The 25,491-nt window shown below is 53.3% G+C and carries 18 protein-coding genes and 1 pseudogene; 14 read left to right on the top strand and 5 right to left on the bottom strand.

Annotated features, from left to right (window positions below; translation table 11 throughout):
* Window positions 1-4 precede the first annotated feature (4 nt).
* The 10 genes and pseudogenes from CWM66_RS11310 (at window position 5) to CWM66_RS11355 (ending at window position 10,479) form a co-directional block, all read left to right on the top strand.
* On the top strand, window positions 5-397 hold the full coding sequence (locus tag CWM66_RS11310) for a DUF4150 domain-containing protein (protein ID WP_007371701.1): 393 nt from the start codon (window positions 5-7) through the stop codon (window positions 395-397).
* A 94-nt stretch (window positions 398-491) separates the two neighbouring features.
* On the top strand, window positions 492-3,071 hold the full coding sequence (locus CWM66_RS11315; protein ID WP_107146661.1) for a type VI secretion system Vgr family protein: 2,580 nt from the start codon (window positions 492-494) through the stop codon (window positions 3,069-3,071).
* Window positions 3,061-3,582: a hypothetical protein gene (locus CWM66_RS11320; RefSeq protein WP_007371705.1), complete on the top strand. Its 522-nt coding sequence runs from the start codon at window positions 3,061-3,063 to the stop codon at window positions 3,580-3,582. The genes CWM66_RS11315 and CWM66_RS11320 overlap by 11 nt, the downstream gene beginning before the upstream one ends.
* Window positions 3,583-3,692: 110 nt before the next feature.
* Window positions 3,693-4,121, top strand: a complete 429-nt coding sequence (locus tag CWM66_RS11325) for a DcrB-related protein (RefSeq protein ID WP_007371706.1) — start codon at window positions 3,693-3,695, stop codon at window positions 4,119-4,121.
* 13 nt (window positions 4,122-4,134) lie between these two features.
* Window positions 4,135-8,562 carry an RHS repeat-associated core domain-containing protein gene (locus CWM66_RS11330; protein WP_107146663.1) on the top strand — a complete coding sequence of 1,476 codons (4,428 nt, stop codon included), beginning with the start codon at window positions 4,135-4,137 and terminating at the stop codon, window positions 8,560-8,562.
* A gap of 9 nt (window positions 8,563-8,571) precedes the next feature.
* Window positions 8,572-8,910 (top strand): hypothetical protein, encoded by a 339-nt coding sequence (locus CWM66_RS28760; RefSeq protein WP_079517793.1) that lies wholly within the window; start codon window positions 8,572-8,574, stop codon window positions 8,908-8,910.
* Window positions 8,911-8,973: 63 nt separating this feature from the next.
* Window positions 8,974-9,418, top strand: a pseudogene (locus CWM66_RS29520) (RHS repeat domain-containing protein); the annotation flags it as partial.
* A 156-nt stretch (window positions 9,419-9,574) separates the two neighbouring features.
* Window positions 9,575-9,877 (top strand): hypothetical protein, encoded by a 303-nt coding sequence (locus tag CWM66_RS11345; protein ID WP_071920942.1) that lies wholly within the window; start codon window positions 9,575-9,577, stop codon window positions 9,875-9,877.
* A 79-nt stretch (window positions 9,878-9,956) separates the two neighbouring features.
* Window positions 9,957-10,136 (top strand): hypothetical protein, encoded by a 180-nt coding sequence (locus CWM66_RS11350; RefSeq protein WP_107146664.1) that lies wholly within the window; start codon window positions 9,957-9,959, stop codon window positions 10,134-10,136.
* 85 nt (window positions 10,137-10,221) lie between these two features.
* The gene (locus CWM66_RS11355) at window positions 10,222-10,479 is read left to right on the top strand and encodes a hypothetical protein (protein WP_107146665.1); all 258 of its coding nucleotides are present in this window, start codon (window positions 10,222-10,224) and stop codon (window positions 10,477-10,479) included.
* A 297-nt stretch (window positions 10,480-10,776) separates the two neighbouring features.
* Here the strand turns inward: CWM66_RS11355 and fumA are convergent, their stop codons facing one another.
* Both fumA and CWM66_RS11365 read right to left on the bottom strand, forming a co-directional pair.
* Window positions 10,777-12,426, bottom strand: coding sequence for a class I fumarate hydratase FumA (gene fumA, locus CWM66_RS11360; RefSeq protein WP_007371712.1), 1,650 nt, complete (start codon window positions 12,424-12,426; stop codon window positions 10,777-10,779).
* A 51-nt stretch (window positions 12,427-12,477) separates the two neighbouring features.
* Entirely contained in the window at window positions 12,478-13,989 is a 1,512-nt protein-coding gene (locus tag CWM66_RS11365; RefSeq protein WP_007371713.1) for an anion permease, read from the bottom strand.
* A 637-nt stretch (window positions 13,990-14,626) separates the two neighbouring features.
* On the opposite strand from CWM66_RS11365, the gene CWM66_RS11375 reads away from it, so the two are divergent.
* Complete coding sequence (locus CWM66_RS11375) at window positions 14,627-17,404, top strand: flavocytochrome c (protein ID WP_107146667.1); 2,778 nt, start codon at window positions 14,627-14,629, stop codon at window positions 17,402-17,404.
* Window positions 17,405-17,568: 164 nt separating this feature from the next.
* Window positions 17,569-18,531 carry an FAD:protein FMN transferase gene (locus CWM66_RS11380; protein ID WP_071920938.1) on the top strand — a complete coding sequence of 321 codons (963 nt, stop codon included), beginning with the start codon at window positions 17,569-17,571 and terminating at the stop codon, window positions 18,529-18,531.
* Here CWM66_RS11380 and dcuR read toward each other — a convergent pair.
* Together dcuR and CWM66_RS11390 are read right to left on the bottom strand one after the other, a co-directional pair.
* On the bottom strand, window positions 18,512-19,231 hold the full coding sequence (dcuR, locus tag CWM66_RS11385; RefSeq protein WP_007371716.1) for a two-component system response regulator DcuR: 720 nt from the start codon (window positions 19,229-19,231) through the stop codon (window positions 18,512-18,514). The genes CWM66_RS11380 and dcuR overlap by 20 nt on opposite strands.
* Window positions 19,228-20,844, bottom strand: coding sequence for a sensor histidine kinase (locus CWM66_RS11390; protein ID WP_107146668.1), 1,617 nt, complete (start codon window positions 20,842-20,844; stop codon window positions 19,228-19,230). The genes dcuR and CWM66_RS11390 overlap by 4 nt, the downstream gene beginning before the upstream one ends.
* Before the next feature lie 176 nt (window positions 20,845-21,020).
* Here CWM66_RS11390 and CWM66_RS11395 point away from each other — a divergent pair, with 176 nt between their 5' ends.
* Both CWM66_RS11395 and mqo read left to right on the top strand, forming a co-directional pair.
* On the top strand, window positions 21,021-21,935 hold the full coding sequence (locus CWM66_RS11395) for an N-acetylmuramic acid 6-phosphate etherase (protein WP_007371718.1): 915 nt from the start codon (window positions 21,021-21,023) through the stop codon (window positions 21,933-21,935).
* A gap of 281 nt (window positions 21,936-22,216) precedes the next feature.
* Window positions 22,217-23,869, top strand: coding sequence for a malate dehydrogenase (quinone) (mqo, locus tag CWM66_RS11400; protein ID WP_071920937.1), 1,653 nt, complete (start codon window positions 22,217-22,219; stop codon window positions 23,867-23,869).
* A gap of 40 nt (window positions 23,870-23,909) precedes the next feature.
* Here the strand turns inward: mqo and CWM66_RS11405 are convergent, their stop codons facing one another.
* Complete coding sequence (locus CWM66_RS11405) at window positions 23,910-25,259, bottom strand: MFS transporter (protein ID WP_035887374.1); 1,350 nt, start codon at window positions 25,257-25,259, stop codon at window positions 23,910-23,912.
* Window positions 25,260-25,491: the final 232 nt, after the last annotated feature.

Consider the following 25,491-nt stretch of genomic DNA (forward strand, 5'->3'; position numbering starts at 1 on the left):
GAATATGTTTGCCAATTGCCAGTTGATGGGGGTCGATCTTGCGTTCCCGGATGTTTGCCTGACCCCGATGCCTGCGCCCACACCGATTCCTTATCCGGATATTGCGCTGGGGCCGACCGCTATTCCGAACGCCCTTAACATTCTGTTTATGGGAATGCCCGCGCACAATATGGCGACGGTAACGCCGCTGACGAATGGCGATAATCCCGGTGTGGCAACCGGCGTTGCGTCCGGCACGGTAATGGGGCCATCGCGCCATCTGACCGGCGCATTCACCGTGCTGCTTAAAGGCACGCCAGCGACACGCTTAACCAGCGTGAGTCTGCAAAACTCGACCAATGCCATTGGTATGCGCATTGTTCCCAGCCAGTTCAAAGTGCTGATGTTGGCTCCGTAACGCACATCGCACGACACGCACTATTTCCAACTTAAAAAACGAACGCACAGCAAGTGCGATTTAAGGTATCAGCCTTTTTACGGACTCATTGTTTATGGTGAACAGAATATCGGTCAGGCTGCCCGTGGAGGGGCTGCTTTTCTGGAAACTCTCCGGGCGCGAGGCGCTGTCGGAGCCGTTTACGCTGGCGCTGACGGTCCTGGGGACGGATGCGCGTATCGACCGCAGCAAATTGCTGGGCCAGCCGGTGACGGTGACGGTCCCGACGCAGACAGGCACGCGTTACTTCAACGGGAAAGTGACCCGTGTGGCGGTGAGCGCGACGGAGCTGTCGGGCACGCGCTATGCGGTGTACCAGCTTACCGTCGAGCCGGATGTGTGGCCGATGAAACGCGACCGCAACCTGCGCATCTTCCAGGGGCAGACGGTGCCGCAGATTGTGAAAACGCTGCTCGGTGAATACCAGGTCAGTCTGGAAGACCGGCTGACCGGCAGTTACCGCGTCTGGGATTACTGCGTGCAGTACCAGGAGAGCAGCTTCGACTTCATCAGCCGGCTGATGGAGCTGGAGGGGATTGCCTACCACTTCAGGCATGAGGCCGACAGACACACGCTGGTGCTGACCGACGACGCCTCCGGATTCAAACCCTTCCCCGGCTACGAAACCATTCCGTATCACCAGACGCCGTCCGGCGGCAGTACGGATGAAGAGGGCATCAGCCAGTGGGCGCTGGAAGACAGCGTCACGCCGGGCATCTACAGCCTCGACGACTATGATTTCCGCAAGCCGAATGCGTGGCTGTTCCAGGCGCGGCAGAACCCTTCATCGCCGCAGCCGGGGAGCATTGACGTGTATGACTGGCCGGGGCGTTTTGTCGAGCACGGCCACGGCGAGTTTTACGCGCGTATCCGCCAGGAGTGCTGGCAGGTGGCGCACCAGCAGATACGGGGCACGGCCACGGCAGTGGGCGTGGCACCGGGCAGCACCTTCACGCTGTATAACGCGCCGTTTTTCAGCGATAACGGCGACTACCTGACCACCGCCGCGACCTACTTTTTTGAAGAGAACCGCTACGCCAGCGGCAGCGACGGGGAAACGGAGCACCGCACCGACTTTACGGTCATTCCGTCGTCGGTGGTGTACCGGCCGGCGGCGGTGACGGCGTGGCCGCGCACCTACGGCCCGCAGACGGCGAAAGTGGTCGGCCCGCAGGGGGAGAGCATCTGGACGGACAAATATGGCCGGGTGAAGGTGAAGTTCCACTGGGACCGTCTGGCAAAAGGGGATGACACCAGCTCCTGCTGGGTGCGCGTCTCCAGCGCCTGGGCGGGCCAGGGTTTTGGCGGGGTACAAATCCCGCGCGTCGGCGACGAAGTGGTGATCGACTTCATCAACGGCGACCCGGACCGGCCAATCATCACCGGTCGCGTCTACAACGAGGCCAGCATGCCGCCGTGGGCGTTGCCCGCCGCCGCCACGCAAATGGGCTTCCTCAGCCGCTCGAAAGATGGCTCAGTTGATAATGCCAACGCCCTGCGCTTTGAGGATAAAGCGGGGGAGGAGCAGGTGTGGATCCAGGCCGAACGTAATATGGATGTGCAGGTAAAAAATGATGCCTCGCGCTCGATTGGTAGCAATCACAGCCATTATGTGCGCAAAAATGAACTGTATCGCGTTGAAGCGAATCAGACGCAGGCGGTGAAAGGAGGAATGGAGATCCTGACCGGAAAAGGCAAGCTGGATGCGGTGGTTGAGCAGTATATCCTCGCTTCCGGCACGCAGTTGCGGCTGGTCTCGGGCGAAAGCGCTATTGAGCTTAATGCCAATGGCAAAATCAACCTGATCGGTAAGTCCTTCAATTTCTTCGTGGAAGAAGATGGGCATATCACCACTGGCGGTAAGCTGCATCTCAATGCGGCTGGCACGAAAGCGCCGACGACTGCGCCAGGTTCTGGTCATAAAGGCGATATTGATGCTGCGGTACAGGCGAAATTTTCTCCACAAGGCGGCGTTAAACGTGCCGCACCCGTGGCGGCAGCACCGGCATACACCCAAAAATCGACCGCAAAATATCAAGCCCCGCCGCCATTGAAAGGGGATTATGTTTATAAAAATGATCCAACGTCATCCCAAATAATGCCTTTCGATGAAAACACGCTTAACCAAATCAATAAATCCCCAACGCTTCAGGCGCAGCTGAAAGAGTTAAAACAGAAGGACTGGGCGATCCAACCGGGTTCTGCAGGAGGAGGCAGTTACGCCAGCGGGGAGAATAAACTTATCGTCATTGATCCTGAGCATATGGCTGATGCCAATGAAACGGTACAAACGTTGGCACACGAAGCTGGCCATGCGATGTATCCGGTTACGCCAGATCTTTCCAGCCGTAAGAATTATATTAATAGCCAGTTGATGGATGAAGGTGGTGCCACGCTGAATAATATTAAGATTCAGCGAGAAATCCTCGGCAATGGCGGTAATGATATTGGTATCGCCGCAGGGAGTGATGCAACGGAGGCCGTCTATAATCAAACGTATGACAAAATGATTAATGGCGAAATTTCCAGGAATAGTGCCGCGCAATCCATTGGTAAGGTCATCGGCAAATATGAAACCGCTTCTGGAACCAATCAAAACTATAACGATTATTACGGGAGCTATTATGACCAATAGGATAACGAAAAGTCTGTCGGTACTTTTACTCTCTTCTTTTTTTACATTCACTACGCATGCGGAACAAAAAAATATGAACCATGACTCTCTGTGGCAGATGACAAAAGCATTAAAGACGGTGTGGGGCAAAAAAGTCGATGCTGTCAGTACCTTTTTAGACCAGCCACTGGTTCCTTTTACATCTACCGCGAAAGATCGTTTCACGTCCGCGCCTTTTACGCTGAGTGACGGAGTTACGATCAGTGAACTTGATGTTCGTCTCAAATCGAATGGTGATGGAACTGTCGCATTAATCTCTTTTTCCGTTGGCGAAGAATGCATCACGTTTGATGAAGTTAAACAACATTTTCCTGATATCACGTTGCGTTTTGTGCCGCGGGCAAAATTGCCGGGAACAACGTTTGGTTACCTGACGACGCTCGATGAAAAAAAGCTTGCCTGGGGATTCGGTTTTCCTGCATTGAACAGGGAATGCCTTAGAACAATCACCATGACCCACTACGACGCTTAATCTTTTCACCGCGTACTTACCGCCAGTTTATTTTTCTGGCGGTAGGTACTCTTTAATTATTTCCTCTTTTATTTCTATTTATTCTTATATCTCGGCATCGGGGTTTTATTATGCAATACACCCTCCCGGAAGGTTCTTTTTCTCTTTTTCCTGCCAACTGGCAGGATACCAGCATGACCATGTTACGTGACGAAGAGAGCGGGCTTTCGCTGATTGTCAGTCGTGGCGCGATCCCGGACGGCAGCGACTTCGAACAAGAGTTTTATCGTCAGTGGGATGTGCTGCGCACGCAAATGGGCGACATCGCGCAGAGTGAGTTTTCCCGCATCCTTATCGGCACAGAACAGAAAACCCGGGCGGTAGAAGTGGAAACCGTTTTTACGCGCAATGGTCAGCAAATATGGCAAAAGCAGTTTGCCGTAGCGGCCCCGGGCGGGGCGGTGGTGATGATTTTTACCCTCTCTGCTTTACGCGCATTCAACGATGAAGACGCAGAACGCTGGAACGCCATCAAGCAAAGTCTGACGCTGCACGCATAACGGAACCGGTGGCATGAGCGATAAACACGCGGCCCGTGAGGGCGACAAAATTATCCATTCCAGCATTTTCGCGGATATTACCAGCATTGTGGCGGAAGGCGTTGCTTATGCCGCCATCGGTTCGGCGGTGGCTTTCGCTGCCACCGCCGCCGCGCCGCTACTGGGAGTGGGAGCTGCGGCGGCTGGCGTCGCGGCCGTTGGCTCCAGTTGCCTGTTGAGCGGTATTATCGGCGGTATCCTCGCTAATGTGGCCGGTATTACCGACGACATCAGCAATGCTGCCAACACTCTTGGCGATGCGATTTTCCCACCGTCACCGGCCGGGGTGATCGTTACCGGTTCGGTTAATGTGCTGACCAATGACAAGCTGGCAGCAAGGGCCGCGGGCACCATTGCCACAGGCGATACCCCGCCAGCAGAACCGCAATCACCAGGCAGTTTTGCCGACTATGCGGGCATGTTGCTCGCCGGAGCAAAACACATTGGCAGCGAGATGTGGCAACCAACCGTCGGCTCGGCTGACGCCGGAACTTCGCCACTGGAAGAGGACAAAGTACTCTGCGATAAACATTCAGGGCCACAGTATCTCGCTCAGGGTTCGAAAAGCGTTTTTATTAATAACCAGCCTGCGGTGCGGGCAAAAGACAAAACCACCTGCGAAGGTACTGTCTCGGACGATGTTTCGCCAAACGTGATTATTGGCGGCGAGACGCTGACCGTCCGCGATATTAAAAGCGGCAAGTTGCCGGGGCTGGCAGTGGCAATGATCGCCCTGTCGCTGATCCGTGGCCGACCTGGAAAGATCCTCAAAAATATGCCCTGTGCGCTGGCGGCAGCCGGTGGCGGGATGCTGGCGGATATGGCGGTGAACGCCGTATTCGGGTCATCGCACCCGGTGCATGCGGCTACCGGCGTGAAGGTGCTCAACGATGAAAACGAGCTGGATTTCGCTTTGCCGGGGCGTTTTCCCCTGCAATTGCAGCGTAGTTACAATAGCCTGACCACCCGGGCCGGGTTGTTCGGCCCCGGCTGGGCCACGATTTTTGACAGCTATCTGACGCTGGAAAGCGACGAGGTCACCTGGTTTGATGAAACCGGGCGCGAACTGCGCTTCACTTTGCCGTCGGTCGATCACGCGCTGTACTGCATCAGCGAAGGGGTGATTATCCGCCGCAACGAGGAAGGTGATGTTGCTATTGCGGACGATGATGGAGCGGTCTGGCGGCTGTTTAAGCCAACTCGCACTAACCCTTCCCTATTGCGGCTTGCGTCGCTCAGTGATGAGTATGGTAATGCGCTGGAAACCGGCTGGGATGAGCAGGGAAGACTGGTGCGTATTCATGATGCGCCGTGCGCCATCGATGTGACGCTGGCGTACGATGATGCCCGGTTCCCGCAGCGCGCCACGTCGGCCAGCCATTTCGATGGTGAACGTCACTGGCCGCTGGCTCGCTGGGCTTACGATGCGCATGGACAGCTTGCCAGCGTTGCCGATGCCACCGATCTTGTGCGGCGTGAATTTCGTTACAACGACGATGGGCTGATGGTCTGGCACCGTGCGGCCAGCGGGCTGGAAAGCGAATACCGCTGGGCGATGTTTGATCACTGGCGGGTTGTGGAAAACCGCACCAACACCGGCGATGGCAGCCTCTTCAGCTACGATCTTGCGGCCGGGCTGACCACCGTAACCACCTATGACGGGCAAACTCGCCAGCACTACTGGAATGTGCAGGGGCTGATTGTCCGCTTCGTCGATGAGCGCGGCGAAAACTGGCGCTATGAATGGAATGACGACGAACAGCTTATCCGCCGCATCGATCCGCTCGGCAACGCGGTGACCTTTGTCTATGACGACATGGGCAATCGCGTAGAGGAGATCGACGCCGAAGGCAATTCCCGCGCCACGCAATGGCTGGAAAACCGCGCATTGCCTGCGGTAATCACCGAGTCTGGCGGTAGTGCGACGCGCTTTTATTACGACGAACACTTTGGTCTGGCGCGTACCGTTGATGCGCTGGGCAATACGACACTGTGGCGACGCGATGAGTTCGGTCAGATCATCGAAGAGGTGGATGCTGCCGGGAACAGCCGTCGTCAGGAGTATAACGAGGCCGGGCAGGTGATCCGCGAGACGGACTGTTCCGGGCAGATAACGCGTTATCACTATCATCCGCTCGGTTGGCTGCTGGCCGTGCAGGCGGCGGATGGCGAAGAAACACGTTATCACTACGATGCGGCCGGGCGACCTCTCCAGCTTGAGCGGGCGGAAGGCTGGCAGGAAACGCTGGTCTGGAACGAACGGGGCTTGCCTGCACAACATGAAGCGTCAGACGGTAGCTGCAGCGAGTTCCATTACGACAACAGCGGGCGGCTGGTCACCACGCGCAACAGCATGGGCGAAACGCTACGCCGAAGCTGGGACAGCCGTGGGCGACTGATTGCTCTGCACAATGAAAACGGTGAAGCTTATCAGTTCCGCTGGGGCGCTGATTCACTGTTACTGGAGGAGCAGGGGCTGGACGGTGTGGTCAGCCGTTACACCTACGATGCGTGCGGGCGTACGCTATCGCGGACTTTTGCCGCCGGGCATCCCGAAGCGATCACCCACCGTTTTAGCTGGAGCACCACCGGGCAACTACTGGCGCGCATCACACCGGAAGGGCAGACGCGCTGGCACTGGTCAAGGGCAGGTTTCCCGGAACGCATTAGCGTGCATCCGCCGCTTGATGAAAATAGCTGGAGTACGGAGGCCGAGCAGGAGCTTTGCTTTACCTTCGACGCGCTGGGCAGAGTGACCGGAGAGCAGGGGGAAAACGGCACGCTTGGCTGGCGCTACGACGCGCTGGGTAACCGCACAGCCACGCAACTGCCCGATGGCCGAGAACTGAAACAGCTTTACTACGGTAGCGGACATCTGTTGAGCATCGCGCTCGACAATCTGCCGATCAGTGATTTCACCCGTGATACCTTGCACCGGGAAGTGAGCCGCACTCAGGGGCTGCTCACCAGCCGCAGTGAGTACGATCGGCTCGGGCGTTTACATCGCCGGGATGTCTTTACCGGCAATGCGCAACGTCCGGCGCCTCGCCGCTGGTCGCGCCGCTGGGATTATGACTACCGTAATAACCTGATCCGTGAAGAGCGCAACGACAATCCCTTCGACTGGTATCGCTGGAAATATGATGATGCAGGCCGCCTGATGACGCAGGACGGGACGTTGCCCGGCCAGGAGCAGTGGCGCTGGGATGCGGCAGGGAATCCGACGGATAATTCGTTGCAGCAGTCAGTGCGCCACAACCGTGTAACGCAACTGAACGGTATCCGCTGGCAGTACGACATCCACGGCCGCACCGTGGAAAAAGACAATGGGCAGACGCGCTGGCATTACCGTTACGATGGCGAACATCGTTTAACGGAGGTCATTAGCCAGCCGCGGGATCGCAATAAACCGCAGGTTCAGGTCAGTTTCCGCTACGATCCGCTGGGACGACGCATCAGTAAAACGCGCCGCCAGTTGCGCGCAGGCGAACCCAGTGGACGTACCGTTACCACGCGTTTTGTCTGGGATGGCTTGCGCTTATTGCAGGAAATCCACGACGATATACCGCTGACGTATGTCTACAGCGATCAGGATAGTTACGATCCGCTGGCGCGAATCGATGGCATCAGCGATCCGGAAATCTACTGGTTCCACAATCAGCCAAACGGTTTGCCGGAGCGACTGACGGATGCCGAAGGGGAGTTGCGCTGGGAAGCGCAAAATAGCGCCTGGGGCAAATTGTTGCGTGAGACGCCGCTCCAGGCACCGGAATATGCCCAGAACCTGCGCATGCAGGGGCAGTACCTGGATCGGGAAACCGGCTTGCACTACAATCTTTTCCGCTACTACGACCCGGACTGCGGGCGCTTTACCCAGCAGGACCCAATAGGTCTGGCGGGCGGGATAAACCTGTACCAGTATGCACCGAATGCGCTGGGGTGGGTGGATCCGTGGGGGTTGAGTCAGAGGAAATGCTCAAATACTAGTTCTAAGCAAGGACACGGCTCTCCGAAAATATCAAACCAACCAGGTACGGCTGTAATTCATTGGCACGATAATCGATCCCCTACCAATACTTTTGGACATTATTCTGTTGAAGTGAAAATTAATGGAATGAGTTTACATACCCATCAGACTGGCGCACCAGGCGAAATCACAATGGTCACTTCTCGTGGTTTTGAACATCTACCTCCTGCTGCAAAATTGAAAGAAGTGCAATTGCCTAAAGCTGATGAAGCAATTAGATATTTAGGAGGGAAACTTGAGAAAGAAGGGCCACTTTATGATCTTAAAACACAAAGCTGTGTTACACATGTATGCGATGTTTTAAGAAGTGGGGGCGTGGATATCCCTACTGAGCCTGGGGCGCAAATGAAGTATATTTTAAAATTACTTAAGTAAGAGGTGGTTATGTTTTCACTTTGCCCAATACATTCAGTCGCTCGTGATGTGACCGTTTCAAAGACTATAAGTGAGGCATTGGAAAAGAATTTGCCCGTAAAAGATGTCGTAGAATTGATTATTGTACATCCCGATGAAAATATGCGTAGGCAGCATATTATTATAGATAGTGCATTATTAACGGGAATGGGCATTAATCATACTGAGGATGGTTTTATTTTATATGATAGAGATAGAGTAAATAAAAAAATGAATGACAGAATGATTATTAGAAAAATATCAAATCATCTTGCTGTAGTTTGTCCGGTATGTCTTTTTGAAAAGTTAGGGCTGAAAATAACCGAATGAATCACTATGAAGTAACTTTTTAAACATGTCGGGCAGTGATGTCATTGCTGGAAGATGGCTATTGTCTGGGATGGCTTGCGTCTGCTGCAGGAAATTCACGACGATGTACCGCTGACGTATGTCTACAGCGATCAGGATAGTTACGATCCGCTGGCGCGAATCGATGGCATCAGCGACCCGGAAATCTACTAGTTCCGCAATCAGCCAAACGGTTTGCCGGAGCGACTGACGGATGCCGAAGGGGAGTTGCGCTGGGAAGCGCAAAACAGCGCGTGGGGCAAACTGTTGCGTGAGACGCCGCTCCAGACACCGGAATATGCCCAGAACCTGCGCATGCAGGGGCAGTACCTGGATCGCGAAACCGGCTTGCACTACAATCTTTTCCGCTACTACGACCCGGACTGTGGACGCTTTGCCCAGCAGGACCCGATAGGGCTGGCGGGCGGGATAAACCTGCATCAGTAAGGCGCCGGATGCGCTTACCGGGATCGATCCGTCAGGCCTCGCGAGCTAAATCCAGGAAGCCCATCAAGAGGTAATAAATACTTTAAAGGTCCTGAACAGCATCTACCAGGAGGGCTCCTGAAATGGTTATTGACTCACAGTCAACCACAGACAACTCTGCTATTAATACTATATTGACTGTAAACGTAGGGAAATTGTGTTGACTAAGGATAATGCAACGAAAATCATCGGAGATGCTAATGGAGATCCAAAACTTATTGCTTCTAAACTAGGTATACCAGAGGAACAATTAAGCAATGATAGTCTGGTAATGGTTGAGTTTAAACCAACGGAACTATATTCTCCTCGAGTGCCATCAGGAAAAGAGTGGGGAGCGAATAGCGAGTGGTTACCTGGTGGAAAACTACCTAAGGGAGATTTAGAGGCTGTTGTTAATACAGAAGGCATGATTAACGGTAGGGATTTTATAGTTAAAGATATAGTTACAGGAGAAATATTATGACTAACCTAAAAAAATATCAGTAAACCCGTGGGATTTTACACTTTATCAAAAAAAAGATGACGAATTTATTTTAAAGGTAATGTTTACCGAAGGTGACTATAAAGTTGATGGGGCGAGATTTTTTTTGTTTTCGTTTGATGAGATAGTTAAACCGTTAGATGTTGATTACGTTAAAAGTATTTCTGAAAATATTCGCGCAAATTATAATTCTTTTCAATCAAGAGAATTAAGTAAAAAAGAATCTGACGATCTTGTCTGATGGTTTTTCGCGTCTGGTTAAATGACCATGCGATATTTACAACTGATACCTGTCATTGTTTTCTGGCGTAATAAGGAAGTTTAAGATGAAAGTATATGTTGTCTGTTCACAACGAGGTGGTTTTGAGTTGCTCAGGTCGGCCGACAAATGGATACTTTCAGTATTAATACCTAATTATTATCCAGATTCGCATTTTGATGTTAGTAAAGATTTTTTATTAACAGATGATGAAGTTACTCATAAAGAGGATGTCGAATATTTAAAGAAACTTGCTGAGAACATCAGGAAAGACTGGAGTACATTTTTGAATCGGGAAGTTTCGGACGTTAAAATAGTGCGTTAACCATTTCAGACAAATAATCATCATCAAGGTTATATCCATCCATAAAAGCAGAATGGCCGGGATTGATGATGAATTACAACGTATTATCTTTAAGTTTCTGGCGTTGATATATCTCTTTTTATTTATACTATCTTATTTTTATAAAAAACTGGCTTATATGCTGGTTTTTCATGTCTGGATGTAAATCAGATCTCGCGAGCGGGAGATATTCACCGATTTTTGATATGCGGAGCAAAGCCCTGGGCCGATCTCCTAAAAAAACACCCGGCGGGTTTCCCGGCCGGGTGTTTTCACATCTTAACGCTGGCTACAGCCTGCGCACTGTTTGTTCTGGATCTGCTGGAAGAAGTCGTTACCTTTGTCATCCACCAGAATAAACGCCGGGAAGTTCTCCACTTCAATCTTCCAGATCGCTTCCATACCCAGTTCCGGGTAAGCCACGCATTCGAGGCTCTTAATGCTCTGCTGCGCCAGTACTGCAGCCGGGCCGCCAATACTTCCCAGATAGAAACCGCCGTGTTTGGCACAGGCATCGGTCACTTGCTGGCTGCGGTTGCCTTTCGCCAGCATGATCATGCTCGCGCCGTGGGATTGCAGCAGATCCACGTAGGAATCCATACGCCCTGCGGTGGTTGGGCCGAGGGAACCGGAAGCATAACCTTCAGGCGTTTTTGCCGGGCCTGCATAATAGATCGGGTGATCTTTCACGTACTGCGGCAGCTCTTCGCCGTTGTCGATCAGCTCTTTCAGTTTTGCATGGGCAATGTCACGCGCCACGATGATGGTGCCGTTCAGCGACAGACGAGTCGATACCGGGAACGCAGAAAGCTGTGCCAGGATATCTTTCATCGGCTGGTTCAGATTGATTTTCGCCACATCGCCTTCGCCCTGCTGGCGCAGCGCTTCCGGAATGTACTGCCCCGGATTGTGCTCCATTTTCTCAATCCAGATACCTTCGCGGTTGATCTTCGCTTTGATATTACGGTCCGCGGAGCAGGAGACACCCATGCCGATCGGGCAGGATGCGCCGTGACGCGGCAGACGGATCACGCGGATGTCGTGGGCGAAGTATTTACCGCCAAACTGTGCGCCGAGACCGAGATTCTGCGCTTCCTGCATCAGTTCCTGTTCCAGTTGCACATCGCGGAACGCCTGGCCGTGCTCGTTACCTTCGGTCGGCAGACCATCATAGTAACGGGTCGATGCCAGCTTCACGGTTTTCAGCGTGGATTCAGCGGACGTGCCGCCAATAACAAACGCAATGTGGTACGGCGGGCAGGCTGCCGTGCCGAGAGAGCGCATCTTCTCAACCAGGTAGTTTTTCAGTTTCGCCGGGGTGATCAGCGCCTTGGTTTCCTGGTAGAGATAGGTTTTGTTCGCTGAGCCGCCGCCTTTGGCGATGCAAAGGAACTTATACTCATTGCCATCCACGCTGTAGAGATCAATCTGTGCCGGCAGGTTGGTGCCGGTATTCACTTCTTTGTACATATCCAGCGGCGCGTTCTGTGAATAGCGCAGGTTATCTTCGGTGTAAGTGTTATACACACCGCGAGCCAGCGCCGCTTCATCGCCGCCTCCGGTCCATACGCGCTGGCCTTTTTTACCCATAATGATGGCCGTGCCGGTGTCCTGGCAGGTCGGCAGCACGCCCTTGGCGGCGATTTCGGAGTTACGCAGGAACTGCAACGCGACGTATTTGTCGTTTTCGCTCGCTTCCGGGTCAGTCAGAATGGCCGCGACCTGTTTCTGGTGGGAAGTGCGCAGCAGGAAAGAGGCATCGTGGAAAGCCTGTTGCGCCAGCAGCGTCAACGCTTCGGGTTCCACTTTTAAGACTTCCTGGCCGTCAAAGTCGGCGACAGAAACGTGCTCACGGCTCAGCAGATAATATTCCGTATTGTCTTTCGCCAGCGGGAACGGATCCTGATATACAAAAGGTTTGTTCGACATAGCTCATTACTCCATAAAAATAAACCGCCGGGAAAGCCCGGCGGTTGTGAATCAGAACATCATGGTAATCCACGGATAACCAATCAACAGCAGGGCGGCGAGGAAGATTGCACCGAAGATGGTGCCCAGACGCCAGTAGTCTTTGGTCGGCAGGTAGCCGCTACCGTAGTAAATCGGGCTCGGGCCAGTACCGTACGGAGTGATGATGCCCATCACACCCAGAGAGGTACACAGAACCAGCACAACCACTTCCATATTGATGCCCGGGATCGTGGCAGCAATGGTCAGCATCGCCGGCAGCAGGGCAGTGGTGTGCGCAGTGGTGCTGGCAAACAGATAGTGCAGTAAGTAGAACGCCAGCAACAGAGCAATGGTTGCCATCCCCGGAGAGATACCCGCCATCAGCAGGCCGCCTTCTTTACCCAGCCAGGCAATGAAACCGGTGGAGGAGAGGCCATCGGCCAGCGCAACCAGGGTGGCGAACCACACGAAGGTGTTCCAGGCCGGTTTGTTGCTGGTAATGTCGTTCCAGGTCAATACGCCGGTCCACAGCATCAGTACTACAACCAACAGCGCAGCCAGAGCCGGTTCAATAAAGTTGGCGGCGAAGATCCACATCAGCAGCGCGCAGCAAACAAACACCAGCAGCAGGATTTCGTTACGGGACATTTTGCCCAGTTTTTCCAGCTCGCGGCTCGCCCACAGCGGCACTTCATCATTCACTTTTACTTCTGGCGGGTAGAACAGGTAAGCCAGCAGCGGCATAGTCAGAATCAGCAGCACGCCGAGCGGCAGGAAGGCGATAAACCAGGTCCCCCAGGAGATGTTAATCCCGACGGTGCTTTTCACCAGCGCCAGCGCCAGCAGGTTCGGCGCAAGAGCGGAGAGGAACATAGAACTGGTGATACAGGCGGCGGTGATGGCAACCCACATCAGGTAGGAACCAATGCGGCGTGCGCTCGGATCGTTCGGTTTTGAACCGTACAGCGGCGGCAGGTTGGCAATAATCGGGTAGATAGTGCCCCCGCTGCGCGCGGTGTTAGACGGTGTGAACGGTGCCAGCAGCAGATCAGCGAAGGTGATAGCGTAACCGAGCGTCAGGCTGCGGCGGCCAAGGTATTTCACCAGAATCAGCGCCAGGCGGCGACCGAACTGCGTTTTATCGTAACCAGCGGCGAACATAAAGGCGCCGAAGATCAGCCAGACGGTTGAGTTACCGAAACCGCTCACCGCCCATTTAAAGGACTGGCCTGCGAGCTTGAATTTCGGATCGGCCAACTGCTCAGGGCTAAACAGCAGCCACTGACTGCACAGCGCGATGACCACCACGCCGGTCAAACCGATAACGGCGCCCGGCAGCGGTTCGAAGATCAAACCTACGATCACGCCGACAAAGATAGCGAAGTAGTGCCACGCGAAAGGCGGTAAGCCCTCCGGCACCGGAACAAATAGCAGGAGCACTGCGACGATAATCGGCAGCGCCATCATAATCAGGCGGTTTTTATTTCCGCCTTTCGCACTGGCTGCACTGGCAGACGGCGGTGTTGTCGTTTTCTCTTTCATAGTGAGCATCTACAAGTAGTTAAAAATTCGGGGTCGGTAGCAGATTTCAATGTCACTTTATTTACTTACATAAGTTACTTTAGTTCTTTATTGTGACTTTTCATATTCTGCCGGGTTTTTTCTAACGCATCTTTATCTGCATTAAATTAGGAAAGTTTCTGTTTTTATATATTGCGCTTCCACTCGCTAATGCTCTTGATTGAGATCAAAAAAACGCAAGCACTATAGGTTTTTTTTATATTTTTTAATACCCACATAGCAGTATGTGGTTATTCTGTGAGAAACATCTCAATTGTTAAATATTGGTGCTGATAATAAATCTCATTTGCCGCTTTTGATTCGCTAACTAATTGATAGTTTTGTTTTTATTTGGCTTTGGGAAAACCTTTTCTACGTTGATCAAGTAATCGCAATGTTACCGGTAATTAATATGATGTGAATATATTATTTAAAATTGATAATACAGTAGAGGTAGTGCTGTTATTAAGGTGGTTAAATAGTTTTTTAACTAACGTAATTAATTTTGTAAATAGAATTAGAGGTATATTAAATACACGACAAATGGATTTCCAAACGAAAATAAAAAATAAATCCGTCACCGAATTCAAAGTTTATAAATTTAGATTTGGAGTTAAATATGACCAGCAACGAGCGCATCCTCAGCCCCTTTACATTACCAAACGGCGTAGAACTGAAAAACCGTTTGTTAATGGCTCCGATGACCACCTGCACCGGTTATTACGATGGTACTGTCACCAGTGAACTGGTTGAATATTATCGTGTACGTGCCGGTAGCATTGGGACAATTATCGTAGAGTGTTGTTTTGTTGACGATCTGGGTCTCGCATTCCCCGGCGCAATTGGTATTGATAACGAGGAAAAAATTGCCGGTCTGGCAAAAATCGCCGAAGCCATCAAAGCTGAAGGCTCTAAAGCGATCCTGCAAATTTACCACGGCGGCCGCATGGTCGAGCCAAAACTGATTGGCGGTCGTACACCGATTGCGCCAAGCGCGATTGCCGCTCCGCGTGACGGTGCCGCCACGCCGGTGGCGATGACCACAGCGGAAGTTGAAGCGATGGTGGTGAAATTTGGTGAAGCGGTACGTCGCGCCATTCAGGCCGGTTTTGACGGCGTGGAAATCCACGGCGCCAATACCTACCTGATCCAGCAATTCTTCTCACCGAACTCGAACCAGCGTGATGACGAGTGGGGCGGCAGCCGCGATAACCGCGCAAAATTCCCGCTGGCGGTGCTGGATATCACCCACAAAATGGCGCGTCAGTACGCGGATGATGCCTTTATTATTGGTTACCGCTTCTCGCCGGAAGAGCTGGAAGTTCCTGGAATCCGCTTTGATGACACCATGTTCCTGCTGGAAAAACTGGCGGCGCGCGGTGTCGATTACCTGCACTTCTCTGTTGGCGCGGCGCTGCGTCCTTCCATTAACGACACCAGCGATCCGACGCCGTTGATTGATAAATATTGCGCAATGCGCTCTGACGTCCTGGCGCAGGTTCCGGTGATGGGGGTGGGCGGCGTGGTTAACGCGGCTGACGCAGAGCAGGGGCTGGATCACGGTTACGATCTGATCGCCGTGGGCCGTGCCTGCATCGCTTATCCGGACTGGGCGGCACGCATCGCTAAGGGTGAAAACCTCGATTTGTTTATCGACAGCACCCAGCGTGAAGCGCTGAATATTCCGGAACCGCTGTGGCGCTTCTCGCTGGTGGAAGCGATGATTCGCGACATGAGCATGGGCGAAGCGAAATTTAAACCGGGCCTGTTCGTTGAAACGGTACAGGACGACACCAGCGAAATGGTGATTAACGTTAGCCTGGAAACCGACCGTATTGCCGGTATCGAACTGGCCTCTGCGCCGCAAAGCGTAGAGTTCACCAGCAGCTTTGAAGAGATCCGCGATCGCATCCTCGATGCCAATTCACCGCATGTCGATGCTATCTCCGGCGCAACCAGCCAGAGTGAAGCAGTGAAAAAAGCGGTGTCGAAAGCGATGCTGAAATCCAGCAAAGCGCGCGTGGCCGAAGAGGGCGGCGATGTCCTGGCCGTGAAAAATTACGATGTCGTGGTTGTGGGTAGCGGCGGCGCTGGCCTGGCGGCAGCCATTCAGGCGCACGACGAAGGCGCGAGCGTACTGATCGTTGAGAAAATGCCGACCATCGGTGGTAACACCATTAAAGCCTCTGCCGGGATGAACGCGGCAGAAACCCGCTTCCAGCGCGTAAAAGGCATCCAGGACAGCAAAGAGCTGTTCTTCGCTGAAACGCTGAAAGGCGGCGGTAACAAAAACAACCCGGAACTGCTGCGCCGCTTTGTGGAAAATGCGCCGGAAGCGATCGAATGGCTGGCGCGTCGCGGCATCATGCTGAACGACATTACCACAACTGGCGGCATGAGCATCGACCGTACGCACCGTCCGCGTGACGGATCGGCCGTCGGCGGTTACCTGATTAGCGGCCTGGTGCGTAACGTCACTAAACGCGGCATCGATGTGATGCTGGATACGTCCGTCGAAGAGATCCTGTTCACTGAGGGTGAAGTGCGCGGCGTACGTCTGCTGAATGACGAGCAGGAAACCCTGAATGTTCAGGCGAAAAGCGTAATTGTGGCGACCGGCGGCTTCAGCGCCAACAGCGCGATGGTCGTGAAATACCGTCCGGATCTGGAAGGTTTCGTCACCACCAACCATAAAGGCGCAACCGGCGGCGGTATCGCACTGCTGGAACGTCTGGGTGCTGGAACCGTGGATATGGGCGAAATCCAGATCCACCCGACCGTTGAGCAGAAAACCTCCTATCTGGTTTCTGAGTCCATTCGTGGCGGCGGTGCAATTCTGGTCAGTCAGCAGGGCAAACGCTTCTACAATGAGATGTCGACCCGCGATAAAGTCTCAGCGGCAATCATCGCGCTGCCGGAACATTACGCTTACATCGTGTTTGATGAGCATGTCAGAGCGAAAAACAAAGCGGCTGACGAGTACATTGCGAAAGGCCTGGTGACCAGCGCCAGCTCTCCGCGCGAACTGGCGGACAAACTGGGCATTGACTATCATGCGTTCCTTGCCACGCTTGAACGTTACAATGGCTTTGTGGAAAAACAGCACGATGAAGATTTCGGTCGTACCACCGCGCTGCGTGCTCCGATTAACGAAGGCCCGTTCCACGCCATTCAGATTGCGCCAGGTGTACACCACACCATGGGCGGCGTGACCATCAACACTGAAACGGAAGTGCTGAATACCGCGCATCAGGTCATTCCGGGCGCGTATGCAGCGGGTGAAGTGGTTGGCGGTATCCACGGCGGTAACCGTATCGGCGGTAACGCGGTTGCCGATATCATCATCTTCGGTTCGCTGGCGGGACATCAGGCGGCGGTTCGCGCCAAACGTAGTTAAACGCTGTAGCTGGGCAATCGGCTATTCACAGCACTGATAATCAGAGCCGTCATCAGGTACTATTGCCGGGTGGCGGCTTTGTTGCAGATGGATTGCGTAAATCTTCCGGACTCAATCCGCTGGCAAGCCTGTTAAGCAGGTATCCGTCAATGAAGGAGAGTGCGATGTCTGATAACCGTGTCTGGAGCTACTCTGCGGTGCTGATGGGCTCGCCCATACTGCTGAAACTCTTCTCCCACGACGAAGCGCTCGCGTCGCGCGTTTTTTCGCTGATCAAACAGTACGAAGATCTCTTTACCGTTAACCGTGCCGATTCGCAGGTAATGGACATCAACCACGCCGCCGGACATCATCCGGTTGTCGTCAGCCGTCCGGTGTATGAACTGATCAAATGCGCCAAAGCCGCCAGCCAACTACCCGACAGCGCGTTTAATCTGGCGATCGGCCCGCTGGTGAAACTGTGGCGCATCGGTTTTAAGGGTGATTCCGTTCCGCCCGCGGATGAGATTGCCGCGCGGCTGCGCATCACGCGCCCGCAGGATGTTATTCTTGATGATGCCTCCGCCAGTGTGTTTCTGGCGCAGCCTGGTATGGAGATCGATCTGGGGGCAATCGCTAAAGGATTTATCGCCGACCGGGTGCGCGACTACCTGCATCAACAGGGCGTCAGCGACGGGTTGATCAACCTGGGCGGCAATGTACAAACGCTGGGATCGCCACAGGGCGGGTGGACCATCGGCGTGAAAAAACCCTTCGCCGCTGCCGATGCGCTGGTGGGCTCGATTGAAGTCGTGAACAAATCGGTGGTGACATCCGGCACTTATGAGCGCTATTTCGAGCAGGATGGCAAGCTATGGCACCATATCCTCGATCCGCGCAGCGGCTATCCGCTGAATAACGAGCTCGACAGCGTGACCGTGATTTCCACCGACTCCCTCGATGGTGATATCTGGACCACGCTGCTGTTTGGGCTGGGTGTTGAAAAGGGCTGCTCATTGCTGCGCCAGCGGCAGGATATTGAAGCGATTTTTGTCAGCAAAAACCGCGAAATTACCCTCTCATCCCGGCGTCAGTTCCGCTTCACGCCGCTCGATGCCAGCTACCGGCTTACTGACTGTACTGCTTAAGCAGGCTGTACTGTTCAGCAATTAACTGATAGCGGTAAACCGGTCGCCCGGTGGCGCCATAGTGAATGGTGGTGTAGAGAATGTTAATCTGCGCCAGCCAAATCAGATACTTACGGCAGGAGACGCGAGAAATGTTGACTGCGTTTGCCAGTTCATCGGTTGAAAATTCAATACCCGGATGGGCGTCAATCCACTGACAAATGGTACGCAGGGTTTGCGCGGTCAGCCCTTTTGGCAGACGACGAGTGTCAGTCACTTCCGGTGCGCCGCCGTGCAGCAGGCGATCCACATCCGATTGCTCATAATAAGGACGCGCATCCATCAACTTGCGCTTTTCGCGCCACGTAGTGAGCGCCTCTTCGAAACGCGGGAACTGGAACGGTTTAATTAAGTAATCGACCACACCGTAGTGCAGTGAGGTCTGAATGGTAGCGGCATCGGCAGACGACGTAATCATAATGACGTCGATAGCGCGCCCGCTGGCGCGAATAATCGGCAGCAGATCGAGCCCGCTGTCCTGTTGCATATACACATCCAGCAGCACCAGATCGATATCGCGCAGCGGATCTTTAATCATCTCCTCAGCCTGATGCAGCGACGACGCAGTCCCGCAGCACTGAAAGCCAGCAATCTGCGTCACATACATGCGGTTCAGTTCTGCTACCATGGCATCATCGTCAACAATTAATACATTTATCACGCTGTCTTCCTTTCACTATCCCAGGGGAGATGGACAAAAAATTGGGTAAATACGCCGGGCTCGGATTCAACGGTCAGGGTTCCGCCCAGCTCGGTAAGCTGCTGACTGGCAAGAAATAGCCCAACGCCACGGTTATCGCCTTTGGTCGAAAAACCTTTGCGGAAAATAACATCAATGTTGTCCGGCGCAATGCCAGGACCATCGTCGCTGACCTCGCCGACAAGCCAGCCATCCTGATAGTGCAGCAGCAAGCTGACTTCGCCCTCCGCTTGCTGGCTTAACGCATCGAGCGCGTTTTCTATCAGGTTACCGAGCACCGTTACCAGCACGGTCACCTGCTTTTCGTTCGGATTATCAGGAACCAGGCTTTCATCGGCCAGCGTCAGGGTCACGCCGCGCTCTTTCGCCCGGTTGAGTTTACCTAACAGGAAACCGGCGACCACAGGCGATTTAATTCGATGCTGAATGGCGCCAATATCAGTCTGATAATTCTGCGCTGTTTGCAGCACATAACCCTCCAGCTTGTCATAACGCTTCATATTCAGCAGGCCGAGGATCACATGCAATTTATTCATAAATTCATGGGAAGTGGTGCGCAGGGCGTCAACATAGTTCACCATCCCATCCAGCCTTTGCAACAACTGGCTGACTTCTGTTTTATCACGGAACGTGCTGATAGCACCGATAATCGTGTTCTGGCTGCGCACCGGCACGGTATTGCACAGCAACAGCAGGCCATTACAGCCCAGTTCGCGATCCTGAATTGGCACTCCGGTTTTCAACACCTCCAGCAGATCGGCCAGCAGAGGCCCGTGCCCGGCAGCGCCATCGGTGGCATTGGTCAACAGCATCTGCCGCGCGGCGTGATTAAGCAACGTGACGCGACCGTCTGCATCTATCGCAATCACCCCTTCTTTAAGCGACTGTAACATCGCCTGTCGCTGCTTAAATTGCGCGGAGATTTCGTACGGTTCCAGCCCCAGTAGAATGCGTTTCAGCACGCGCACCAGTTGCCAGATGCCGAGCGATCCAATCAGCGCGCTGAATAGCAGCGTCCACATCACCGCCCAGCGGCTGCGGTTTACCTGATCCTGCACTTTGCTGAGCGAAATGCCGACCACCACCACGCCAATTTGCTGATAGCGGCTGTCATAAACCGGCGTAAATACGCGCAGCGCCAGCCCCAACGTGCCGCGATTTATCGCCACATTCTCTTTGCCGCGCAGCGCGGGCTGCAGATCATCGCCGATAAACTTCTGCCCGATGATCGCGGCATTCGGATGCGAATAACGAATCCCTTGCATATTCGTGACGATGGCGTAAAGCAGATCATTGCGCGTGGTCACCGCCGCAGCTATCGGCTGAATCACGTTACTGTTCGGCGGCAACAGCAGACCGCGTTTGATCTCCGGCGCATCCGCCAGCGTGCGGGCCACTGCCAGCGCCGTCTCTTTCACCCCATCGCGCGTGGCGTTACTGATTTGCCAAAACCACAGGGCACACGCCAACAGCAGCACGGAGCCGGTGACGCTGCACACCATTAATGTCACCGTGGTGCCGAGCTTCATTGGACGTTTGCGCGGTTTTATCGCCGCAGACGCTAAGTCATTCATGCCAGACCTGATTCTCTCTTAATAAGAAACCTATTATCACCGATGGCGACGATTTCATAAAGCCGTGTGAAAAAAGGAAAAGTACCCAATCCGGGGCGGGAAGCGTGACCTCATTCGCAGGTATAACAAATAAATAACCTTATAGTGTGTGTGGAACCATTCAGAAGGAGCAGGGTATGAGCAATAAGCCAAACGGTTCAGTAATGGAACGCCGTCACACAGAGACAGCCGATATCGACAGGCTGGCAACGCAGGATATGCTGGCGCTCATCAACCGCGAAGACCTGGCGGTCGCCAACGCAACAGGGGCCTGTTTACCGGAGATCGCCCGGCTGGTGGATAACGCCAGCGCCACGCTAAATCGCGGCGGTCGGGTGGTGATTGTGGGGGCAGGAGCGTCCGGGCGCGCCGCGCTACAGATGGTTGCGGATTTCGCGCCAGACGTGCACCCGCAGCTCATTGGGCTGATGGCGGGCGGCGCGGAGGCAAAAAGGCAGGATCAGGAAAAAGCGGCGGCGAACTACGCGCTGGGCGTTGCCGATCTCCAGGCGATCCGCTTTGGTCATCAGGATATGCTGGTGGCGCTGTCGGTCAGCGGGAAAACGCCGTGGATGTGGGGCGCGCTGCGCCATGCCTGGTCGGTTGGCGCGTGCATTGCGCTGCTCAGCCACGTTCGCGAGAGTGAAGCCGCGCAGATGGCGGATATCGTGATAGCGCCGGAAACGGGCGCTGAGGTGATTGCCGGTTTCAACGAACCGAAAGCGCGCCTGGCGCAGCAGCAGATCCTCAATATGCTGGCGAGCGGGCTGGCGATCCGTACCGGGCGAGTCTACAGCAATTTGCGCGTTGACCTTAAACCCGACAATACCCACTGGATCGAGCGGCAAATCGCGCTGGTGATGGCGGCGACGCAGTGTAACCGCGAGCAGGCGAAGAGCGCGCTTGCTGCCTGCAATAATGACTGCCGTACGGCGATCCTGATGCAACTGACAGGCCTGAACAATGCGAAGGCGCGGGATTTGCTGGCGGAAAATCACCAGAGCCTGCGCATTGCCCTGCAGGAGGCGAAACCGCATCTGGCGGAAGCCTGATATTACTGCCCGCCAGACGCTGCGCTGGCGGGTTTTTCCGCATTTATTTTTCACAACACAATTTATTATCTGGCGAAAATCGGCTTGATATTTCTGTGCTTTAAAATAAATCTTCGAAATATTAATTCCACACACTTTATGCCACTGCTTTTTTTAATTTAAAAAACCAGTTAGCTATTAATGCGGGTATTTAACAAAGTTGTGAATGATATTTTAAAATAACGTAAAGATGCGTTAATATCCGTTTTCACAAATCACACTTGCTATGTAACCTAATCAATATGCCTGCAATTAAAAAGACAATTATATCGCTGAGCGCCGTTGCGCTGCTCGTCAGTTCCGCGACCAGTGCCTGGGCGGAAGAGAATCAGAAAACTGACTTCCTGCTGATTGGCGGCGGCATCATGAGCGCTTCTCTGGGAACCTGGCTGCAGGAATTACAGCCGGAGTGGAAACAGGTGATGGTCGAGAAACTCGACGCTGTCGCACTGGAGTCGTCGAACGGCTGGAATAACGCCGGTACGGGTCACTCCGCCAATATGGAACTGAACTATACGCCGCAACGTGCGGACGGTTCTATTGATGTCAGCAAAGCGCTGGAAATTAACGAGCAGTTTATGATTTCCCGCCAATTCTGGTCAGCGCAGATTAAACGCGGCGTATTAAATAACCCGCATAACTTTATTAATTCCACCCCGCACATGAGTTTTGTCTGGGGCGATAACGTCGATTATCTGGCAAAACGTTATGCAGCTTTACAGCAAACCACGTTATTCCAGGGCATGAAATTCTCCACCGACCATCAGCAAATTAAACAGTGGGCACCGCTGGTGATGGAAGGGCGCGATCCGAATCAGAAAGTGGCCGCCACCTGGACGCCAGTGGGTACGGATGTGAACTACGGCGAAATTACTCGCCAACTGGTAAGCAGCCTGAAAAAGAGCAGCAATTTCTCCCTGCAAACCTCCTCTGAGGTTACCGACTTTAAACGTAATGCCGACAACTCCTGGCATGTCACCATCAAAGATGTGAAAAGCGGCAACGAGCACACCATTGATGCGAAATATGTCTTTATCGGTGCTGGCGGCGGTGCGCTGAAATTGCTGCAAAAAACCGGTATTCCGGAAGCGGATAACTACGCAGGTTTCCCGGTCGGCGGTTCCTTCCTGATGACCGAAAACCCGGCGATCACCAGCCAGCATCTGCAAAAAGTGTACGGCCAGGCTTCTGTGGGCGCGCCGCCGATGTCAGTACCGCATATTGATGCCCGCTTTATCGATGGCAAACGCGTGGTGCTGTTCGGGCCATTTGCGACTTTCTCTACCAAGTTCCTGAAAAACGGTTCGTTCTTCGACCTGCTGAGCACCACCACTACCAGCAACTTTATGCCGATGACCCATGTAGGTCTCGACAACTTTGATCTGGTGAAATACCTGGTCGGTCAGGTAATGCTGAGCGATGACGATCGTTTTGCGGCGCTGAAAGAGTACTATCCGCAGGCGCGTAAAGAGGACTGGAAACTGATTCAGGCTGGCCAGCGCGTACAGATCATCAAGAAAGATGAAGAGAAGGGCGGCGTGCTGAAGCTGGGCACTGAAGTGGTGGTCGATCAGCAGAAAACCATTTCTGCACTGCTGGGCGCGTCACCGGGCGCTTCTACCGCTGCGCCGATTACGCTGAACGTCATCAAGAAGATGTTCCCGCAGCAGTTCAATTCAGCGGAATGGCAGAGCAAAATCCGTGAAATCGTTCCGAGCTACGGCCAGGAGATGAACGGCAACGTGGCGCTGACGCAGAAAGTATGGGATGACACTGCCGCAACGCTGCAACTGGTGAAACCGCCGGTGATTCAGATGCCAGAGAGCGCAACGCCGCAAGCCAAACCGGCCGCGCCAAAAACGGAAAACGCGCCGCAACACGACATGGCGCTGTAAATAAAAAAGCCCCTTGCGAGGGGCTTTTTTTTCGCGCAGCTTACTGCGCTTTCGCGTTGTTCAGTTCGATACGCTTAATAGGACCGACAATCACCACGAAGCTGAAAATAGCAATCAGCGCATGGACGGCCACGAACACCAGCGCCCACTCAAAATGGCCGGTCGCTTTTACGATGTAGCCAATCACCACCGGCGAGATAATCCCGGCGAAGTTACCGCACAGGTTAAAGAAACCGCCCGCCACGCCAGCCATCTCTTTTGGCGCGGTATCAGACATCACCGCCCAGCCCAACGCGCCAATGCCTTTCCCGAGGAAAGCCAGTGACATAAAGAAAACCACCAGGTAAATCGAGTCCACATAGTTACAGAACACCATCACCATGGAGAGCAGCATGCCGAGTACGATGGGCGTTTTACGGGCAATCGACAGTGATTTGGTGATACGCAGAATACGGTCAGAGATCACGCCGCCGGTCAGGCCGCCGAGGAAGCCGCAAATAGCCGGGATCGCGGCGATAAAGCCGACGGTTTTGATATCCAGCCCTTTTTCCATCGCCAGATAGAGCGGAAACCAGGTAATAAAGAAGAAGGTTAATACGTTAATGCAGTACTGGCCCAGATAGACGCCGAGTAACATGCGGTTGGTGATTAATTGTTTAAATGCACTAAAGTCAAATGTCGGGCCGGTTTTAACTTTGCTCTGATCCATATCCACCAGCGCGCCGCCCTGGCGAATGTACTCAATTTCTTCGCTATTAACACGCGGATGATTTAATGGATTATGTACCACTTTCGCCGCGGCAAAAGTAATAACGATCCCCAGTGTACCCATAAAGATAAAAATAGATTGCCAGCCATAATTGAGCGTCAGCCAGCCCATAATTGGTGCGAAAATAGCCGTGGCGAAATATTGCGCGGAGTTAAATATTGCTGCGGCGGTGGCGCGCTCCTTTGACGGGAACCAGGCCGCAACAAAACGGCTGTTGCCTGGCATCACCGGCGCTTCAAACAAACCGACAAGAAACAGCAAAATGGTAAAGCAAATAATTGCGCCGAAGCCGTGGAAAATCTCCACACAGCCTTGCAGTAGCGTGAAAATTGACCACATGCAAAGGCCGCAAAGATAAACTTTTTTCGACCCAAAACGGTCAAGCAGCCAGCCACCAGGAATCTGCGCCAGGCAGTAGGCCCAGGCGAATGCGGAGAATACCCAACCCATCTGGCCGGGGTTAATGCCAAGCGCGGCAGACATATCTTTACCGGCAATCGCCAGCGTCGAACGGTCACCGACGCTCACTGCAGTAATAATAAAGAGGATAATAACGATATGCCATCTGACATTCGTTTTTTTGGCGTGAAGGACGCCCTCAAGATTATTAACTTGACTCATGAGAAACCACCTTAAACTTAAATGAAATCTAAAAATGTCAATATGAATTCATTCCAGCAGGTGTTACTGAAGTGCATTCACTATTAACATTGCAGAAACGTCTTATGCTATTTATTTACTCCGTCAGTGTGACAATGTTTTTACCGATCATTATTCATCAGGCAAAGATTAGGAGTATCACCAGGGACAGACAATGTGCATTTGCATAACAAAGCCGATTCTTTTTGCGTTT

Origin of the sequence: Kosakonia sp. H7A, assembly GCF_003028445.1 — a bacterium.
GTDB classification, from domain to species: domain Bacteria; phylum Pseudomonadota; class Gammaproteobacteria; order Enterobacterales; family Enterobacteriaceae; genus Kosakonia; species Kosakonia radicincitans.

Coding starts and splice junctions, on each gene's coding strand:
- CWM66_RS11355 (WP_107146665.1), top strand. CDS start 10,222: ATGAAAGTATATGTTGTCTGTTCACAACGAGGTGGTTTTGAGTTGCTC.
- CWM66_RS11365 (WP_007371713.1), bottom strand. CDS start 13,989: ATGAAAGAGAAAACGACAACACCGCCGTCTGCCAGTGCAGCCAGTGCG.
- CWM66_RS11315 (WP_107146661.1), top strand. CDS start 492: ATGGTGAACAGAATATCGGTCAGGCTGCCCGTGGAGGGGCTGCTTTTC.
- CWM66_RS11380 (WP_071920938.1), top strand. CDS start 17,569: ATGTCTGATAACCGTGTCTGGAGCTACTCTGCGGTGCTGATGGGCTCG.
- CWM66_RS11325 (WP_007371706.1), top strand. CDS start 3,693: ATGCAATACACCCTCCCGGAAGGTTCTTTTTCTCTTTTTCCTGCCAAC.
- CWM66_RS11405 (WP_035887374.1), bottom strand. CDS start 25,259: ATGAGTCAAGTTAATAATCTTGAGGGCGTCCTTCACGCCAAAAAAACG.
- mqo (WP_071920937.1), top strand. CDS start 22,217: ATGCCTGCAATTAAAAAGACAATTATATCGCTGAGCGCCGTTGCGCTG.
- CWM66_RS11375 (WP_107146667.1), top strand. CDS start 14,627: ATGACCAGCAACGAGCGCATCCTCAGCCCCTTTACATTACCAAACGGC.
- CWM66_RS11330 (WP_107146663.1), top strand. CDS start 4,135: ATGAGCGATAAACACGCGGCCCGTGAGGGCGACAAAATTATCCATTCC.
- CWM66_RS11390 (WP_107146668.1), bottom strand. CDS start 20,844: ATGAATGACTTAGCGTCTGCGGCGATAAAACCGCGCAAACGTCCAATG.
- CWM66_RS11320 (WP_007371705.1), top strand. CDS start 3,061: ATGACCAATAGGATAACGAAAAGTCTGTCGGTACTTTTACTCTCTTCT.
- fumA (WP_007371712.1), bottom strand. CDS start 12,426: ATGTCGAACAAACCTTTTGTATATCAGGATCCGTTCCCGCTGGCGAAA.
- CWM66_RS28760 (WP_079517793.1), top strand. CDS start 8,572: ATGTTTTCACTTTGCCCAATACATTCAGTCGCTCGTGATGTGACCGTT.
- CWM66_RS11350 (WP_107146664.1), top strand. CDS start 9,957: ATGTTTACCGAAGGTGACTATAAAGTTGATGGGGCGAGATTTTTTTTG.
- CWM66_RS11395 (WP_007371718.1), top strand. CDS start 21,021: ATGAGCAATAAGCCAAACGGTTCAGTAATGGAACGCCGTCACACAGAG.
- CWM66_RS11310 (WP_007371701.1), top strand. CDS start 5: ATGTTTGCCAATTGCCAGTTGATGGGGGTCGATCTTGCGTTCCCGGAT.